15 protein-coding genes are annotated in these 18180 nt (G+C 53.0%); 5 read left to right on the forward strand and 10 right to left on the reverse strand.

Annotated features, from left to right (window positions below; translation table 11 throughout):
- Positions 1-76 precede the first annotated feature (76 nt).
- Both KHQ09_RS12935 and KHQ09_RS12940 read right to left on the reverse strand, forming a co-directional pair.
- A complete protein-coding gene (locus KHQ09_RS12935; protein ID WP_116087858.1) occupies positions 77-1309 on the reverse strand; it encodes an HlyD family secretion protein in 1233 nt (410 codons plus the stop codon).
- Positions 1309-1812: a hypothetical protein gene (locus KHQ09_RS12940; RefSeq protein ID WP_213598617.1), complete on the reverse strand. Its 504-nt coding sequence runs from the start codon at positions 1810-1812 to the stop codon at positions 1309-1311. Before KHQ09_RS12940 ends, KHQ09_RS12935 begins: the two co-directional genes overlap by 1 nt.
- 126 nt (positions 1813-1938) lie before the next feature.
- Between KHQ09_RS12940 and KHQ09_RS12945 the strand changes: the two genes are divergently transcribed.
- Together KHQ09_RS12945 and KHQ09_RS12950 are read left to right on the forward strand one after the other, a co-directional pair.
- Positions 1939-2157 (forward strand): hypothetical protein, encoded by a 219-nt coding sequence (locus KHQ09_RS12945; protein ID WP_213630850.1) that lies wholly within the window; start codon positions 1939-1941, stop codon positions 2155-2157.
- Positions 2158-2164: 7 nt separating this feature from the next.
- The gene (locus KHQ09_RS12950) at positions 2165-4474 is read left to right on the forward strand and encodes a Tex family protein (protein WP_213598619.1); all 2310 of its coding nucleotides are present in this window, start codon (positions 2165-2167) and stop codon (positions 4472-4474) included.
- 189 nt (positions 4475-4663) lie between these two features.
- Here KHQ09_RS12950 and KHQ09_RS12955 read toward each other — a convergent pair whose 3' ends face one another.
- The 7 genes from KHQ09_RS12955 to KHQ09_RS12985 form a co-directional block, all read right to left on the reverse strand.
- Positions 4664-5422: a 5'/3'-nucleotidase SurE gene (locus tag KHQ09_RS12955; protein WP_213598621.1), complete on the reverse strand. Its 759-nt coding sequence runs from the start codon at positions 5420-5422 to the stop codon at positions 4664-4666.
- Entirely contained in the window at positions 5422-6582 is a 1161-nt protein-coding gene (locus tag KHQ09_RS12960; RefSeq protein ID WP_213598623.1) for an MBL fold metallo-hydrolase, read from the reverse strand. The genes KHQ09_RS12955 and KHQ09_RS12960 overlap by 1 nt, the downstream gene beginning before the upstream one ends.
- Complete coding sequence (locus tag KHQ09_RS12965) at positions 6579-7652, reverse strand: ABC transporter ATP-binding protein (RefSeq protein ID WP_213598626.1); 1074 nt, start codon at positions 7650-7652, stop codon at positions 6579-6581. Before KHQ09_RS12965 ends, KHQ09_RS12960 begins: the two co-directional genes overlap by 4 nt.
- A complete protein-coding gene (locus KHQ09_RS12970) occupies positions 7640-9340 on the reverse strand; it encodes an ABC transporter permease (protein WP_213598628.1) in 1701 nt (566 codons plus the stop codon). The genes KHQ09_RS12965 and KHQ09_RS12970 overlap by 13 nt, the downstream gene beginning before the upstream one ends.
- 11 nt (positions 9341-9351) lie before the next feature.
- Positions 9352-10284, reverse strand: a complete 933-nt coding sequence (locus KHQ09_RS12975) for an ABC transporter substrate-binding protein (protein ID WP_121991670.1) — start codon at positions 10282-10284, stop codon at positions 9352-9354.
- A gap of 234 nt (positions 10285-10518) precedes the next feature.
- On the reverse strand, positions 10519-11802 hold the full coding sequence (locus KHQ09_RS12980) for an NAD(P)/FAD-dependent oxidoreductase (protein WP_213598631.1): 1284 nt from the start codon (positions 11800-11802) through the stop codon (positions 10519-10521).
- Between the two features lie 365 nt (positions 11803-12167).
- The gene (locus KHQ09_RS12985) at positions 12168-13100 is read right to left on the reverse strand and encodes a LysR family transcriptional regulator (RefSeq protein ID WP_022709344.1); all 933 of its coding nucleotides are present in this window, start codon (positions 13098-13100) and stop codon (positions 12168-12170) included.
- 391 nt (positions 13101-13491) lie between these two features.
- On the opposite strand from KHQ09_RS12985, the gene hglS reads away from it, so the two are divergent.
- The 3 genes from hglS to KHQ09_RS13000 all read left to right on the forward strand — a co-directional run bounded on the left by hglS (position 13492) and on the right by KHQ09_RS13000 (position 17041).
- The gene (hglS, locus tag KHQ09_RS12990) at positions 13492-14883 is read left to right on the forward strand and encodes a 2-oxoadipate dioxygenase/decarboxylase HglS (protein ID WP_213598632.1); all 1392 of its coding nucleotides are present in this window, start codon (positions 13492-13494) and stop codon (positions 14881-14883) included.
- Between the two features lie 168 nt (positions 14884-15051).
- Positions 15052-16587 carry an L-piperidine-6-carboxylate dehydrogenase gene (gene amaB, locus KHQ09_RS12995; RefSeq protein WP_022709346.1) on the forward strand — a complete coding sequence of 512 codons (1536 nt, stop codon included), beginning with the start codon at positions 15052-15054 and terminating at the stop codon, positions 16585-16587.
- Positions 16580-17041, forward strand: coding sequence for a hypothetical protein (locus tag KHQ09_RS13000; RefSeq protein ID WP_213598633.1), 462 nt, complete (start codon positions 16580-16582; stop codon positions 17039-17041). The genes amaB and KHQ09_RS13000 overlap by 8 nt, the downstream gene beginning before the upstream one ends.
- Positions 17042-17244: 203 nt before the next feature.
- Here the strand turns inward: KHQ09_RS13000 and purU are convergent, their stop codons facing one another.
- On the reverse strand, positions 17245-18129 hold the full coding sequence (gene purU, locus KHQ09_RS13005; protein ID WP_213598634.1) for a formyltetrahydrofolate deformylase: 885 nt from the start codon (positions 18127-18129) through the stop codon (positions 17245-17247).
- Positions 18130-18180 lie beyond the last annotated feature (51 nt).

The following is an 18180-nucleotide window of genomic DNA, read 5'->3' on the forward strand; positions in this document are numbered from 1 at the left end:
GCGACAAACTAAAGAATCTAGAGCGAGCACTACGATCCAACATGGACGTAAACCGCTCTAGTCATTTTCAGCAGCATCAATGTCCGCCGAGCACCAGCACCTGTACCGGCATCATAATCGCCTGAATACGCAGAATGACAGCATGAACGAGGCCGGTGGCATCCACTGCGTGCAGGAATGCCGAACGCAATGGCCCTGCGGTGCCTGCCTGTAGCTCTTCATGATTGCTAGTATAGGCATTGGCAATGCAATTGCTGCCCGGAGGCACATTGCCAAAACTATTTTCATAAAGAGGTTCCAGCGTCGCGGTAATCGTACCAGGACGGCTCAGCTGCTGCACATCAACCAGTTGGTCACTGGCACGCACCTGCCCGCCTGCAATCACATCCTGAACCTCTGTCACCACCATCGGCACGACAGTAAAAGGCTGACCGATACAGGTAACTTCGGCGATCATGCCGGTCTTGATGACCTGTGTCTCAATCTGGTTGAAACCGGCAACCAGCCTGCCCCGTCCGGCATCATCCGGCACCAGAACACCTGCAGGGCGCAACAGCGGGTTCACCACCTCACCCGTGCGCAAGGTAAACTGCTGCACGGTACCGGACACACCGGCGCGCACAGTGGTTTTATCCAGCTGCACCCGTGCTTCTTCCAAGGCGGCCTCTGCACTGGCTTTTTGCGCAGGCAGTAAAGTACTGATCTTGGTCTGCAATGTCTGCTTTCTGGCAATTGCCTCAGCCAGTGCACCTTTGCGTCCTTCAAGGCTGGATGTCAGGCGGTCAATCTCGCGCTGAGCAACCACATTCGGATTGCGGCGTTGCAACTCAGTCTGTGTATTGAGATCAATCTGCGCCTGCAAATAGGCGGCCTCAACTGACTGTATCGCACCATCTGTTGCAGCAATCTCAGATTTCGCCACCTCAGTTTCTGCCTGCACTTCAACAATGCGCTGCTCTGCAGTTTTCATCGCAGCTTCCTGTTTGCTGCTGTCAAGGCGGAACAGTGGATCACCGGCTTTCACTTTCTGAAAGCGGGACACATAGACCTCTTCAACACGCCCCGGAATTTCCGGCAGGATTGTCACTGTGCGATAAGCCGCGGTCACATTGGATGTGGAAGGATGATAATAAAAGATCATCGTAATCAGCGAGATTGTCAGAATAAGACAGGCTGTAATCCCCCAGCGCAGCTCAAACCACACGGAATAAAGCGTGATATGGTGACCGATAAGTTTACCCTGACCATAACGCCGGAACAGATAATCCGGCAAAATCGTCACCATTGAACAGAGAAGAAATTCCAACATTATTGCTTCTCCCCGTTCTGATCCGGATTATGAGATGAATGCTCGTCTTGTGCTGCCTGCGGTTGCACTGTTTCCGCTGGTTTAGCGGCAGCTTCCGCTACAGGAGCAGGCTGTTGCGCGGCCGGTGCTGATACAGGCGGATAGTTCTGCGGCACATAAGTGCTGCGCGCAATCCTGTTCAGAGACTTGGCCATCGAAGTGACCGGCGTAATAAAATTCGGCAGTTCAATCATCGCCAGCAACAGGGCAGCAATCCAGAAAAGCTGATTATGGGTAAAGAGCGCAATCAGCGCCAGAACCGCAACAACTTGCAACTGCACCTTATTGGTACGATGCGCCATTTGCTCCGGCAAAGCATGAAGCCGGAGATAGAGGGTGCCAACGGCAAAGATCATGCAAATGAGAAAAACAATGACGAAATTAAACAGAATATCGGTCTGTCCCGGTGCCGTAATAAATGCGGGCACATGATCAATGGCTATGGGGTGTTTACTCACATCCATAATTTGCCTGGCTCCTGATCTGAAGATTAAGTTTCAGTGATTAAATACACTCAGCGAAAAACAGGCCGCACTTCCTGTGCAAACAAGGCCAAAAAATGTTGGTTTTAGTGCCAGAACAAGGCGCATATGAGTAAAACGGCATTAACGGCTGCTGATAACGCTAAGTTGAAAAGTTCCGTGCGTCCTCATCATGAGTACAGCAAATATTTTATCAGAATTTTGCAATACACAAAACAATATTGCTCAGTCGTGAAACTCTCTGCGTCATATTCCGGGAAGGATATGATTCCCGCCTTCAATGCGCCGCATCAAAGCTCTATGATAAAGGCGTTATTATCAGCATGAGATTCTTATGACAGACATTACCAGACGGATTGCCGCCATCATTGCCGGTGAGATCAATGCCAAACAGGAACAGGCGGTTGCCGCTATCGGCTTGCTTGATGAAGGCTCGACCGTGCCGTTCATCGCCCGCTACCGTAAAGAAGTGACCGGCGGTCTTGATGACACGCAATTGCGCAATCTGTCCGAGCGTCTGACTTACTTACGTGAACTGGAAGCCCGCCGCAGTTCCATTCTGGACTCCATCCGTACACAGGAAAAACTCACACCGGAGCTGGAACTGAAAATCGCGAATGTCAGCACCAAAGCTGAACTTGAAGATATCTACCTGCCATATAAACCAAAGCGCCGTACCCGTGCCGAGATCGCTCGTGAGCGTGGCCTTGGCGCATTGGCGCAGGCTATCCTCGATAATCGCGCTGCGGTGCCTGCCGAACTGGCAGCAGCCTATATCACGCCGGATGTGGCCGATGTGAAAGCCGCCCTTGAAGGTGCGCGCGATATTATCGCCGAAGGCATTACCGAAAACGCTGATCTGCTTGGCCGCCTGCGCTCTTATATGAAGGACAATGCGGTTCTGCAGTCTCGTGTCGTTGCCGGCAAAGAAACTGAAGGCGCAAAATTCTCCGATTATTTTGCCCATAGCGAACAGTGGAACAAGGTTGCCGGTCACCGTGCGCTTGCCATGTTGCGCGGCCGTAATGAAGATTTCCTGACATTGGATATTGTTGTTGACCAGCAGGATACATCGCCGGTCAAACCGGTTGAGCGGATGATCGCCCATAGCTATCAGGTCGGCGGCACGCTGGCCGGTGATAAATGGCTGATGGAAGTGATCGGCTGGACATGGCGCGTTAAGCTCTCACTGTCCCTCTCCCTCGATCTGATGCGCGATCTGCGCGAACGCGCGGAAGAAGAAGCGATCAATGTTTTCGCCCGCAATCTGAAAGACCTGCTGCTGGCAGCACCTGCCGGTTCCCGTGCTACCATGGGTCTTGATCCGGGTATCCGCACCGGCGTGAAAGTGGCGATCGTTGACGGTACCGGCAAGCTGCTGGACACTGCAACGGTCTATCCGTTCCAGCCGCGCAATGATCTGCGCGGTGCACAGGCTGAAATCGCCTCGCTGATCCGCAAGCATAAAGTAGAGCTGATCGCTATCGGCAACGGCACCGCCAGCCGCGAGACCGAGCGTATGGTTGCTGACTTATTGGGCGACATGCCTGCTCCGAAACCGCTTAAAGTGATTGTTTCAGAAGCCGGTGCATCGGTTTACTCAGCATCGGAAACAGCGGCAGCAGAATTTCCGCAGCTTGATGTGTCGCTGCGCGGTGCGGTTTCTATCGCCCGTCGCCTGCAAGACCCGTTGGCAGAACTGGTGAAAATCGAACCAAAATCCATCGGTGTCGGCCAGTATCAGCACGATGTGGATCAGGCGCGCCTCGCCCATATGCTGAATGCCGTAGTGGAAGATGCGGTGAATGCTGTCGGTGTTGATCTCAATACGGCTTCCGCATCATTGCTTGCCCGCGTTTCCGGCCTTGGCACATCGCTTGCAGAAGCCGTTGTTGCGCACCGCAATGAAAACGGCCCGTTCAAGAAACGTAAAGACCTGCTCAAAGTCGCCCGTCTCGGCAACCGCACATTTGAACAGGCAGCGGGCTTCCTGCGTATCCCGAACGGTACCGAGCCGCTTGATGCCTCATCCGTGCACCCTGAAGCCTATGGCGTGGCCGCCAAAATTGTTGCCGCTTGTGGCCGCGATGTGCGCTCACTGATGGGCGATGCCGGTGCTTTACGTGCGCTTGATCCGAGGCTCTTTGTTGATGAGCGTTTTGGTCTGCCAACGGTGAAAGACATTTTGTCGGAACTGGAAAAGCCGGGTCGCGATCCGCGTCCGGAATTTAAAACCGCGACTTTTGCTGATGGCATTGATGATATTAAGGACCTCAAACCCGGCATGTTGCTGGAAGGCACCGTAACCAATGTTGCCGCCTTTGGTGCCTTTGTTGATATCGGCGTGCATCAGGACGGCCTCGTCCATGTGTCCCAGCTTGCCGATAAATTCGTCAAGGATCCGCATGAGGTGGTGAAGGCCGGTGATGTGGTGAAAGTGCGTGTGACAGAAGTGGACGTACCGCGCAAACGTATTGGCCTGACCATGCGTAAAGACGGCGGCGGTGAAGCTGCGCCCAAGCCTATGGGTGAGCGTGGACAGCGTCCGGCACAGAAACATTTCACAGCCAAGCCGCAGGAGAAACCTGCTGAAGCTCAGGGCGGTTTTGGTGCAGCACTGCTGGAAGCCATGAAACGCAAATAATCCAAATAATAAGGCCGCTCAATTGAGCGGCCTTTTTCATATCTGAATCGAAAGAAGAACTTATCTATCTAAGTGTCTGAATCAAAAAGCGGATGACGTGAGCGAAAATGGTGATTTACGAGCATCGGAACGGAGCGTACAAAGAGTACGTGAGTACCGAAACACAGAAAAGCGCCATTTGCAGCCATGTCAGGCGACTTTTGGATCAGATACGAAAGACCTGATAAGACTCTCATTTAGCTCCGTCTCACCAAACCAGTTGAGCCGGTTGATGCAGATGAAACCGCGATCAATCAGATCATTATCATCACCTTCGGAAGATGAATGCGGGCGACCGCGCGGCACCAGCAGCACTGTCTCGGCCCCATCTGTGCTGACCACCTCAGATGATGATGCAATCTTGTCCCGACCGATACGCGGCTGGGCAATTGGTGCAGGCAGACTATGCGGCAGATTGATGCTCAGCCAATGCCCTTCGCACTGCCAGTCGGTGCGCTGCTCTAACAGGTTGCGCAATAATTGTACCAGCGCGGTCAGATCATCTTCGCCACGGCGTGGCTGTTTGACCTGTGAAAAACCAATCGCGAGGATGCCCCAAAATGTTGCCTCACGGGCAATACCAAGCGTGCCGGAATAGGCCAGATCTTCAGCCACATTGCGCCCGTCATTAATCCCCGCCAACACCAGATCAGGCTTGGCCTGATCTTTGAACAGCCAGCTCATCGCCGACACAACGCAATCTGCGGGGGTACCGGAACAGGAGTAACGCTGTTCCGCGCGCTTCACCATGGTCAGTGGTTTGCCGATAGTGATGGATGCACCCGCAGCTGTACGCTTGCCATCCGGTGCCACCACCCACACATCATCACTCAATGCCCGTGCAGCACGTTCCAGAAAAGCCAAACCTTCGGCATCAATACCGTCATCATTGCAAAGCAAAATACGCATCAGGCTGCTCCCAATTCTATCATGTCACCGCTCTTCACATCCTGACGCACAACTGGAATATGCTCTGCCAGTTCACTGAGCAATGCAGCGGAACAGGAATGGCCAAGCATATCAGGCTTACCCGCCTGCTCCCAAAGTGCAACCATACCGCTCAGTGTCGGATGGGTTGGCAGTCTTATCCAGTCCGCCAGTTCATCACGCAGCATATCAAAAGCCGGTGTATCTTCCGGCACATGACCGGTGAGCAAAACCGGCCAGCCGGTGCGCAGCGCACGATTCATCGCATAGGCCGAAGGCCCTGCCTGCCCCATCGCATCGAATGTCAGCAGCGGACAGCGCGGTAGCGCCTGATCTTCACGCCAGTCCTGCGCATTATGCAGCAATTGTTTCAACCGTCCCGCCACACCGTCCCGCAGCGCACCAGACGTTGCAATCTGCTCAGCCAATGCAGCACGCATATCCGCATGAATGGCAAAATTGACCGGCATCAGCGCCATCAGTTCCAGCGAGCGGCCGGAGAGTGGTGTTGGCAACAGACAACCGTCACGGTTCTGCATAATCCATTCGCGGATTTGCTCCGCTCGCGCAGCACCCGAAACCGTATCAGCACCATAAGACGCATCCAGCAGCAACAGATCACAGTGCGGAAATGCATCCATCTCAAGCACCGGACTATCCGGTACGACATCGCCGCTATAGAGAACCTTGTGCCCTTCGGCCTCAACACAGAACCACACGCCTCCAGCCACATGACCGGAGCGACCGGTGGTGATTTCTGCATCACCAATGGCTAGCACATCACCAGCTTTGAACAGTTCAATACATTCATGAGGAAATGCAACATTCTCCAGATGCTGTTGTTCGGCATAGTTCTTCAGGGTCTGAGCTGTTTCTGCCAATGTCTCGGCGGTCATCAGGATGCGCCCCTGAAAACCCTGCGCCAGCAACCACAGCAACCCGCCGACATGATCTTCATGGGCATGAGAGATCAGCACCGCATCAAGTGTGGCAATCGCATCGGCCTCAATCAGCGGATAATAATCGCGCCCAGTGGCTCCGACCTTAATGCCGATATCAAACAGCAACCTGGTTTTAGTTGTGCTGATACCAACGCCTAAGCGTCCTTTTTCAGCGAAACCACCATAGAGATTGATCTTCATACGGCACCTGCTTCCGGTATTACCCAGCCTGACCGGATACGTAATTGCGCTGTATCATCCGTTTTGAGATGCAGCGGATCCGGCAGATTGAAATGCAGGTTCAGTTCCGGTGCCTGTTCGGCAACGGCTTCAATCCGCGATGCACCACCCTGATAGACCGAACGTGTCACCCGCACGGCAAATCCGTCCTGTTTCACCAATTCCAGATCATCTTCACGGATACAAATCTGTGCGTCTTTGCGCACCACTTCATCGGCACGGCAACGCAAACGCACCTGCTGCCCCAGCACCAAGGCCTCACAAGCACCACTGCCATTGACGCTCAAAATCTCCGCAGGCAGTACCATGCCCTGCGCGATAAAGGACGCAACCATCGCATTGGCCGGTTCATTATAGAGCGTTTTCGGCGAGGCAAACTGCATCAACCTGCCTTTGTCCATCACCGCAATACGGTCAGCCAGCGCCATCGCCTCGGCCTGATCATGGGTAATATAAACAATCGTCGTGCCGGTACGTTTATGGAAGCGCGCAAATTCATCTTCCATCGAAGCACGCAGATGCACGTCCAGATTGGCCAGCGGTTCGTCAAACAAAACCAGTGAAGGCGCCGCCACCAGACAACGTGCCAGTGCCACGCGCTGACGCTGCCCGCCGGACAGGTTCGCCGGACGGCGATCCCCATAGCCCTGCAGATCAACCAGTTTCAGTGCCTCTTGCACACGGCGCTCACGCTCAGCTTTTTCCACCTTGGCGATTTTCAGACTATAGCCGACATTTTCCGAAACGGTCATATGCGGCCAGAGCGCATAGTTCTGGAACACAATACCGACACGGCGTTTTTCCGGCGGCACGAATTGTCCTTTGCCTGTCACCAGATTATCGCCGACATAGATCACACCGTCATTCGCCTGTTCAAATCCGGCAATCATACGCAGCAATGTGGTCTTGCCGCAGCCGGAAGGCCCCAGCACGGCAATGAATTCACCATTGGCGATATCCAGCGACACATCGGTCAGCACTTTGGTGTCGTTAAAGCTTTTGGAAAGCTGAGAGATAGTCAATCCCGCCATGGCAGAACTCCGTCAGGCAGATATCTGGCAAACATATTGGTCACCAGCATCAGTAAGAATGTAATCAACACGACCAGCACAGATATTGCAGCCGCATAGGGTGAATCGCCACCCTGTTCAAAAGAGAAAATCACCACGCCCAGCGTTTCCGATCCCGATGACCACAATAGCGCAGAAACAGTCAGCTCCGAAAAGGCGGTCATGAAAATCAGTACACCACCAGCCAGTGTCGCCGGTGCCACCAGCGGAAACACAATGGTGCGCAACCGTGTCAGCAGTCCAGCACCGGCCACCTGTGCCGCCTCTTCCAGAGCACGGTCAATTTGATGCAGACCGGTAATGGTCGGGCGCAGCGCCAACACCAGAAACCGCGCCAGATAGGCGTAGAGAATAATCCAGATCGTATTATAGAGATGCAGTCCGACAACCGGCAAAGGTTTGAGGAACATCAGCAATGCGGCGATCGACAGCACCACACCCGGCAAAGCATAGGGTAGTTCGGCTGCGAGATTGAGCAAGCGTGTCCACCAGCGCGACCGCCATGTGATGAGATAGCCGAGCGGCACCGCCACCAGCACCGCGAAACCGGCTGCGGCCAGCGACAGTGTGAATGAATTGACCAAAGCACGGCGAGCCCCTGCATGATCCAGCAGCACAAATTTCAGATTATCCAGAGTTGCGGTATGCCAACTCAGCGGAATACCAAAAGCAGGCACCAATGCGGTGAGCAACAGGCCAAACATCGGCAGCACCAGCACCACAGCAATCAACAGCCAGCAGGCTATCTCAACAGTCAGACGCCATGAGCCAAGTTCAAAAGGCGCGGCAGGCAGTGAGGTTGAAGCGATACGATAATCGCGGCGGCGTGCCATATAATCCTGACAGAGAATACCCGCCATCGCGATAACGCCGATCAGCAGCGAAAGCACAGCGATTTCCGACAGCACTGATGGTCCGCCACCGGCAAGCTTCTGGTAAATCAGGGTCGGCAGCACCAGCACATTGGCCGGAATACCTAAGAATGCTGGAATACCAAAATTGCCGACACAGGAAACAAAAGCCAGTGCAGAAGCACCGATTACCGATGGTGTCATCAGCGGCACAATGATTGTGCGCGTTACCTGCCATTTGCTGGCACCGCTGCTCAAAGCGGCTTCAACCAGTTCACGCGGCAACTTACGCAAACCGGCACGCACAATCAGGAACACCAGCGGCGCATATTGAATGCCGAGCAGTGCGATAATGCCGGTGGTCGAATAGAGCGGATTACGGCTGCCAAGCTCCGGCGCCATGCCGATCATTTTGAGAAACGGGCTCGCGGGACCAAAGAGTTGCAGCCATGCCAGCGCAGTCACCTGCGGCGCAATCAGCAGCGGCACCACAAACATCAGCACGAATACGCCGCGTCCGCGAATATTGGTCAGGCTCACCAGCAGCGCCACGGCACTGCCAAGGATAACAGCAGCAAGTGTACCGCCAAATCCGGTGATTAAAGAATTACGCGTGGCAACCCATGTGGAAGTTGAAGAAAGCGCCGAGCGCAATGCACTGTCAGAGAGCTGACCATTCGGCGCGATGATCTCGCTGGCCAGCCGTAACATCGGCCACAGAGACAGCGTGAACACCACTGCCGCCACAAGAAAAATCAGAGCCGTATCCCGGCTCTGATCTGATTTTCTGAATATCATATGCGCGTGCCTTAACCGCCGAACAGTTCAGAAAAACGCTTCTTGTCGGCTTCTGTCACACCCAGAACTTTGAGTGTATCAATCGACATGATGTTGATTTTTGTACCTTCCGGCAGCCAGCTCGGGCGACCAACAGATTCTTTCGCTGGCAGATAGCCCTGCTCCAGTGCCAGTTTCTGACCATCATCAGAGAGAATGAAATCAACGAATTTCTCCGCACCAGCAACATTCTTGGCAGTCGCCATGATTGCAACAGGCTCAGTTACCGCAGGCACACCTTCTTTAGGGAACACGAACTCAACCGGCGAGCCTTTGGCTTTGGCATTCAGCGCCATGAAATCCACGAGGATACCGTAAGGTTTTTCACCGCTGGCAACGGATTTCAGCACCGCACCATTGCCGCGCACGCTGATAAGCTCATTGGCCTTCAGCTTTTCGAAATAATCCCAGCCAAGCTCCGAGTTCAGCGCAAAGCCGGAGAGAAGATAGGCAGCCGCGCCGGAATAAAGCGGGCTTGGCATCACGATCTGGCCTTTATACTCTTCTTTGCCGAGATCAGCCCAGCTTTCAGGCTTGCTTTTCGCCTGTGTGTTATAGGCGATACCGGTGGTGATCAGCTTGGAACCGAAATAGGTTTTGTCCTTGTCGAACGAACCTTCGGTCAGACCCTCTGTCTTTGCACCTTCATAGGCTTTCAGACGATTGTCTTTTTTCAGCAATTCCATCGACACGGCATCGGCAATCAGCAGCACATCCGGCTGCGGCGCACCGGCAGCAAATTCAGCAGCCAGCTTGCTGAGAATATCGCTGGTGCCGGAACGGAACACCTGCACATCAATATCAGGATTGGCTTTGCGGAATGCTTCAACGGTTTTGGTCGCATCAGCTTCCGGCTGCGAGGTATAAAGATTAAGCGTTTCTGCATTCACCGCAGTTGCGCCCATAAACACTGCCAGAGCAGTCGCCAGAACTGTTTTACGTGACGTGCGTTTCTGCATCATGATTCTTATCCCTGAAATCATTTATCCGATACCGGAGAACCGGTTATTCGCCGTTCATTTATTAAATGAACACTACAAGTTTATGACAAACAATAAACTCACCACAGAAAACAAAAAGAAACAGGGCATTGCTCCAGCAATGCCCTGTTAAAACTTCGATTACGCCTCTTTAAGCGCTCAGAAGCGAGCGCCGGCAAAATGTGCAATCTGTGCGCCGGTTTCATAATAGGCTTCGCGGATACCGAGGAAGGACTGTGTTTCCGGCTCAGTCACCGGCAATGGCAGATCAGCTTCGCTGATTTCACCGCTGATATGACGTGCCAGCACATTGCCGAATACAGTACCGGTGGCAATGCCGCGGCCATTATAACCGCTGAAACCAATCACATTCTTATCAAAGCGATGGAATTTCGGCAGGCTGTCATTGGTCATGCCGATCAGACCGTACCATTCATAATCAAATTCGACTTTACCAAGCTGCGGGAACAGACGCTTCATTTCGCGTTTTGCCCATGCCGTATGAATACCTGTGCCGGTATTGCGCAATGCACCAACGCTGCCGAACACCAGACGACCGGACTGGTCATAGCGATAAGACGACAGCACCTGTTTGGTATCCCATACGCCCTGACGTTCCGGCAGAATCTGTGCCTGCTGCTCTTTGGTCAGCGGCTTGGTAGCAAGATTGAAATAAGGCAGATGCATAATCTCTGCACGAATCTGCGGCCATGGTGCCTGTGTATAGGCATTGGTTGCCACCACGATCCACTGCGCACGCACTGAACCCTTGGCAGTGCGAACCACCCAGTCATTGCCCACACGTTCAGTGGAAGTCACCGGAGAACCAGTGAAAATCTGTGCACCCGCAGCAAGTGCCGCATGAGCAAGGCCACGCACATAGGCCAGCGGCTGAATGGTGCCTGCACGCATATCCAGCAGCGAACCGCTATAGGCTTTAGTACCGACTTTCTTTGCGGTTTCTTCGGCGCTCAGCAGAGTGACCGGCGCACCACGGCGCTGCCACTGCTCCGCACGATCCTGCAATTCGCGCAGGCCCTTCAGGCCGACAGCGCAATGCAGCGTACCGGTGCGGGTCGCTTCACAGGCGATATTATGTTTTTCAATACGCTCGAAAACCATTTTCGGGCCATTGCCGAGCGCTTCGAGCAGACGGTCACCATACTTCTGACCAAGCACACCCGGCAGATCATCCGGCATAACCCACATACCGGCATTGACCAGACCGACATTGCGGCCGGAACCGCCGAAGCCGATTTCAACGCCTTCAAGCACGGCAACTTTGCTGCCGCGTTCGCTCAAATTCAGTGCAGTTGAAAGGCCGGTAAAACCACCGCCGACAACAACCACGTCAACGTTTAACTCGCCTTGTAGGGCAGATGTAACCGGAGCGGCAGGAGCGGATTTTTCCCAGAGACCGTGAGAGCGGGGATTATTCAACATGTCAGTTCATTTCTCAAAAACAACGTTGCCACTTATGTCAGCCTGTATTGCAGCAACAAGCCTACGATTATGCGTCTGAAATATACGCACCACGCAAAAGCGGCTCAGACAAAAGGTCAACGATCAAAATGGATAAAGAGCGCCGTATATATAATGCGGATACACACACAACACTCTGAGTGTTTGAAATTTGAAGCACAACACGGAAAATCATCCGGCTTGTTATTTACCAGTGTTATTATCGTCTTTTTCTTCTGGCGCCTGAGTAGCCATACACCTTTCGGTTTTGGCAAAAGTAGCAATTTTTGCGCAACAGATCATTCATTTGCGGAATGACCTGTTCTACTTAAATTGCATTACATATCTTATTCTGCGTTCAGATGCACCAGCGCCATATAATCATGCTGGCCGACCTGCCCGCGAATCCAGCTGGAAAATGTCTGTATCAGCGGATTTTCATGTTTGCCTTCCGGCACCACAAGATAATAATCATTCTCGGTACGCATCGGCTTATCAAACAGAATTCGCAGGCGACCTTCCTGCAACTCCTGCTCAATCAGATAAACCGGCAACAACCCGATCCCAAGCCCTGCAGCAGCGGCCTCGATCACCATAGAGAACTGATCGAAACGATGTCCGCTATAAGTGCTGCGCGCATCCACTTCGCAAAGTTCAAACCACTGCGTCCACATTTTCGGACGCGTTGTCAGATGCAGCAGAGGCTCTTTCTGCAGGTCTTCCGGCTCAACAATGCGGTGACTTTCAATCAGCGCATTGCTGGCGACAGGCACCACCATCTCACTGCACAGATAGTTGCAGGTGGCATGTGCCCAAACCGGCTGACCATAATGAATAGCCATATCAAACGGATATTCTTCAAAATCGAACACGCCGGTGCGTGAGCCAACATTAAAAGCCACACCCGGATTTTCTTCGATGAAATTCGGAATACGCGGCATCAGCCAGCGCGCGCCGAATGTCGGCAATGTCGCCACGCTGAATGCTGAAGACGACTGTGCTGAAGCCATCGCCCGCAGCATCGTGTCTTCGGTCTGGTTCAGCAGACGGCGCACTTCCGGCAAAAACTTGCGTCCTGCATCGGAAAGCAGGATGCGCTGACGGATTCGCTCAAACAGCAAAACGCCGAGCTGGCCTTCCAGATCCTTAATCTGACGACTCACCGCGCTTTGCGTCAGGTTCAGCTCGTGGGCTGCCTGTGTAAAACTTCCGTGACGTGCAGCGCATTCAAAAGCCTGCAAAATGGCGATATCCGGTATCAGTCGTCGGCTGAGCTTCATTCCTGCCTCGCATAAACATAGTCGGTTTCGTCGCAATCATGCGGCCACTACAGCTGATATGATCAATTTTAGTCATGATATCAACATCTGATACGTGTTTCTGATAGTCGAAAATCGATTTAAAAAGAAATTACGCATCAAATTTAAAGCATATCCCGAAAACTGGCTGACATTTTTCGGATCAGATAGGCCTTTATAACAACATCAGGATGGTTTTGTGCGACTCCCAAAGAGCACAAATCAACCACACTAAGCAGTTTTAGGGCAGTTTCAGGAAAAACGTCATCCGCTTTTCTTTATGGAACTGCACCAAGAGCAAAACAGACAGGGCTTTATCTTCTCCCAAGACAGATAACAGCTCGCATACGGAAAGCCCTCAAGGAGGCAAACCATGAATTTCGTATCAGCCGACAGCATCCGCGCTGCATTCTCAGCCGCAATGTCCGCAATGTACCGTACAGAAGTGCCTGCTTACGGCACGCTGATGGAACTGGTTGCAGATGTTAATGCTGCGACCCTGAAAGCCCAGCCTGAACTGCTCGCCCGTCTCGAGGATACCGATTCTCTGGATCGTATTTCCGAAGAACGTCACGGCGCGATCCGCCTCGGCACCGCCGCTGAACTTTCCATGATGCGCCGTGCTTATGCCGTTATGGGCATGTTCCCGGTTGGTTACTACGACCTGTCCGCTGCCGGTGTGCCTGTGCATTCCACAGCTTTCCGTCCGGTTGATGATGCATCGCTGAAGATCAACCCGTTCCGCGTTTTCACCTCGCTGCTGCGCCTCGACCTGATCGCTGACGAGAAGCTGCGCAAGGAAGCTGAAGAAACACTCGCAAAACGCAATATCTTCACTGCCGGTGCGGTTGAACTGATCGAGATTGCTGAAAAACAGGGCGGCCTCACACAGGAACAGGCTGACAAATTCGTTTCCGAAGTTCTGGAAACATTCCGCTGGCACGATAAAGCCAATGTGAGTGCAGAACTCTATCATCGTCTGCACGACGCCCATCGTCTGATTGCTGACGTTGTGTCTTTCAAAGGCCCGCATATCAACCATCTGACACCGCGCACACTCGATATTGATGCCGTGCAGGCGCAGATGCCGGCGCGCAATATTTCGCCTAAAGCTGTTGTTGAAGGCCCGCCAACCCGTAAATGTGCGGTTCTGCTGCGTCAGACCTCGTTTAAAGCGCTCGAAGAATCCGTTTCTTTCACTGATGCTGCAGGCGAATGGAAAGCCGGTACACACACTGCCCGTTTTGGTGAAATTGAACAGCGCGGCATTGCACTGACACCAAAGGGCCGCGGCCTTTATGATGCGCTGCTCGACAAGACCCGCGCACGTATCCGCCCTGCGCCGGATGGCTCGAATGCTGCTGAATATGTTCGCATTCTCGGTGAAGTTTTTGAAGAATTCCCGGATACATGGGCAGAAATCCGTGAACAGGGTCTCGGTTACTTCGCTTACAGCGTTGCAGACCGCTCGAAAGCCAAGAGCGAACTGACTGCTGCCAATCTCGACAGCCTGATTGCTGAAGGTGCAATCCAGTTTGACCCGATTGTCTATGAAGACTTCCTGCCGGTCAGCGCCGCTGGTATCTTCCAGTCCAATCTCGGCGACGATGACACTCAGGAATTCACTGAAAGCCCGAACCAGAAGCGTTTTGAAGCTGATCTCGGCGCAACCGTGCTCAATGAATTTGAACACTATGCACGCATCGAGCGCGAATCTGTTGAGGGTGCATTGAAGGCTCTCGCCTTTAAAGCTGCAGCAGAATAACTAGATAACATATGAAAACGGCAATCTGCCCTCAAAGCGGATTGCCGTTCAGCTGTTTATACCGGAGCAGTAATCTGCTCCACCGCATCAGATAGAATATCAGGTCTGCTCACTTACCCGAGCGAAGCGCCTGTTATTCTGAACGATAAACAATAGGGAATGCGATTTATGAGCACCGAAAATAAAAAAGTGAACGTTAAGCAGGAAGCTGCTGACATTCTCGCCAAGCTTGGCGTTGACAGCGCAGCCTATACAGGCGGTGATCTTGCCTCGTTCAGCCCGGTTACCGGCGAACAGATCGGCGCCCTCAAGACTCATTCGGCTGCAGACACTGCCCGCATGATCGAAGAAGCTGATGCAGCATTCCGCACATGGCGCGATGTTCCGGCTCCACGCCGCGGTGAGCTGATCCGCCTGCTCGGTGAAGAACTGCGCGCTTCCAAAGCTGATCTCGGCCGTCTCGTTTCGATCGAAGCCGGTAAAATCATCTCCGAAGGTCTCGGCGAAGTTCAGGAAATGATCGACATCTGCGATTTCGCAGTTGGTCTGTCCCGTCAGCTTTACGGCTTGACCATTGCGACTGAGCGCGCCGGTCACCGCATGATGGAAACATGGCATCCGCTTGGCGTTGTCGGCGTTATCTCTGCCTTCAACTTCCCTGTTGCTGTCTGGTCATGGAACGCGGCTCTGGCTCTGGTTGCCGGTGACTCTGTTGTCTGGAAACCTTCCGAAAAGACCCCTCTCACAGCTCTGGCTTGTGAAGCGATCTTCAACCGTGCAGCTGCCCGTTTCGGCGCAGATGCTCCTAAGGGGCTGTCCGCTGTTATCATCGGCGACCGTACAATCGGTGAAGTTCTGGTTGACCATCCGAAGGTTCCGCTGGTTTCCGCAACCGGTTCAACCCGCATGGGTCGCGATGTAGGCCCTCGTCTGGCCAAGCGTTTCGCACGCGCTATCCTCGAACTCGGCGGCAACAATGCCGGTATCGTCTGCCCGTCAGCCGATCTCGACATGGCTCTGCGCGCGATTGCTTTCGGTGCCATGGGTACTGCAGGTCAGCGTTGCACCACCATGCGTCGTCTGTTCGTACACGAAAGCGTATACGACACACTGGTACCACGTCTGGTCAAAGCCTATCAGAGCGTATCCATCGGCAATCCGCTGGAAACCCCTGCACTGATCGGCCCGCTGATCGACAAGGCTTCTTTCGATGGTATGCAGAAAGCGCTTGCTGAAGCTAAAGCACATGGCGGCAAAGTTGTCGGCGGTGAACGCGTATCCGTTGGTCCGGACACAGGTTACTACGTACAGCCAGCCATCGTTGAAATGCCAGAACAGGCAGGTCCGGTTCTAGAAGAAACCTTCGCACCGATCCTCTATGTGATGAAATACAGCGATTTCGACAACGTACTCGAACTGCACAACGCAGTTGGTGCCGGTCTGTCGTCTTCGATTTTCACACTGAACCTGCAGGAAGCTGAGCGTTTCCTCTCTGCATCCGGTTCGGATTGCGGTATCGCCAATGTCAACATCGGTACATCCGGTGCTGAAATCGGCGGCGCATTCGGCGGTGAAAAGGAAACCGGTGGCGGTCGTGAATCCGGTTCGGATGCATGGAAAGCTTACATGCGCCGTGCAACGAACACAGTAAACTACTCGAAGGCACTGCCGCTCGCACAGGGCGTATCCTTCGATATTGACTAATCATCTCAGTACTGATGACAAAGAAAAGCCCCTCTCGCGAGGGGCTTTTTTATTGACTAAAATCACACGCAGGTCTCTATTAGACGCAGCATTCACGCATATCTTGTCAAAATTCTCCGCAACGGAGGCTCACATGCGTTTATTTTTAGCAGCCCTGACGACTATTATTTATACTGCGTCTCTGCCCGCAGCGCATGCGAGTGAGAATAATGCTGTATTTTGCACCAAGCTCGGGGAGCTTGCGGGACGGTCGATGGCGGCACGTTTACAAGGAAAGCCGCTGGCTGATCTTTTGCAGGTCAAGTTTGATCCGGCGGTGCATGAGATTTTTCAGACGGTCATTTTGGATGCCTATTCCAGACCTCTGGTTGAGGGGGAAAATGCGTGGGTGAGAAATATGTCTGACTTCAGAAATGCGGTTGAAGAGAAATGCCAGTCATCTCTGCAAAAATAAAAGCCGGAATTTCCGGCTTTTATTTTCTCTACACTCAACCTTCTCAACCTGCCGGCGCCCCAACAAAGCGCGACACTTTGAATTTTGGTTATGGCGCGGCGAAAATGGTGATTTTTTGAGAACCGGCGCGCAGCGTACTTATAGTACGTGAGCACCGGAAGCGGAGAAAATTGCCATTTGCAGCCCGCCAGAGCCGAAATTCCTTAGCCCATACGTTCAGAGGCGTACGACCCTGGTGACGCCGGGAATACGACTGTCCGGTTACCATTAAGAAACACGCGGTGGTGAATATGCGCGTGAATGGCACGTGCAAGTACCTGCGCTTCGACATCACGACCGATGGAAACATAATCGGCAGCCGATTGCGCATGGGTAATACGGGCAACATCCTGCTCGATAATCGGACCTTCATCAAGATCAGCGGTCACATAATGCGCTGTCGCACCGATCAGCTTCACGCCACGCTCATAAGCCTGCTTGTAAGGATTGGCGCCTTTGAAAGACGGCAGGAAGGAGTGGTGAATATTGATGATCTTACCGGACATTTTCTGGCTCAGTTCATCAGATAGCACCTGCATGTAACGCGCCAGAACCACCAGCTCCGTGCCGGTCTGGTTGACGATATCCATCATTTTGGCTTCGGCTTCAATTTTATTCTCTTTCGTCACCGCAATGTGATGGAAAGGAATATCGTGATTGACCACAACCTTCTGATAGTCAAAATGGTTGGAGATCACGCCGACAATATCAATCGGCAGACCGCCGATTTTCCAGCGATAGAGCAGATCGTTGAGACAATGGCCAAAGCGGGAAACCATCAGCAATGTTTTCACCGGCTTGCGGGTATCGTGGAAATCATAATCCATGCCGAACTTATCTGCAGTTTCCTGAAAACCGCCGGCAATTTCTTCAAAGCTTTTGCCCTGCTCGGTAATAAAGCTGACGCGCATAAAGAATTTATCAGCACCGAGATCATCGAACTGTGCGCTGTCAACGATGTTACACCCCATACCCGCGAGATATCCGGAAATAGCGGCAACTATACCGAGGCGTGACTGGCAACTGACGGTCAACACATAATTCTGCATGGGAGTGTCCCTTAAGCTTCAACAGTTCAAATGAGAATGAACCGGAAAATT

This window comes from Pseudochrobactrum algeriensis (genome assembly GCF_018436245.1).
Classification (GTDB): domain Bacteria; phylum Pseudomonadota; class Alphaproteobacteria; order Rhizobiales; family Rhizobiaceae; genus Pseudochrobactrum; species Pseudochrobactrum saccharolyticum.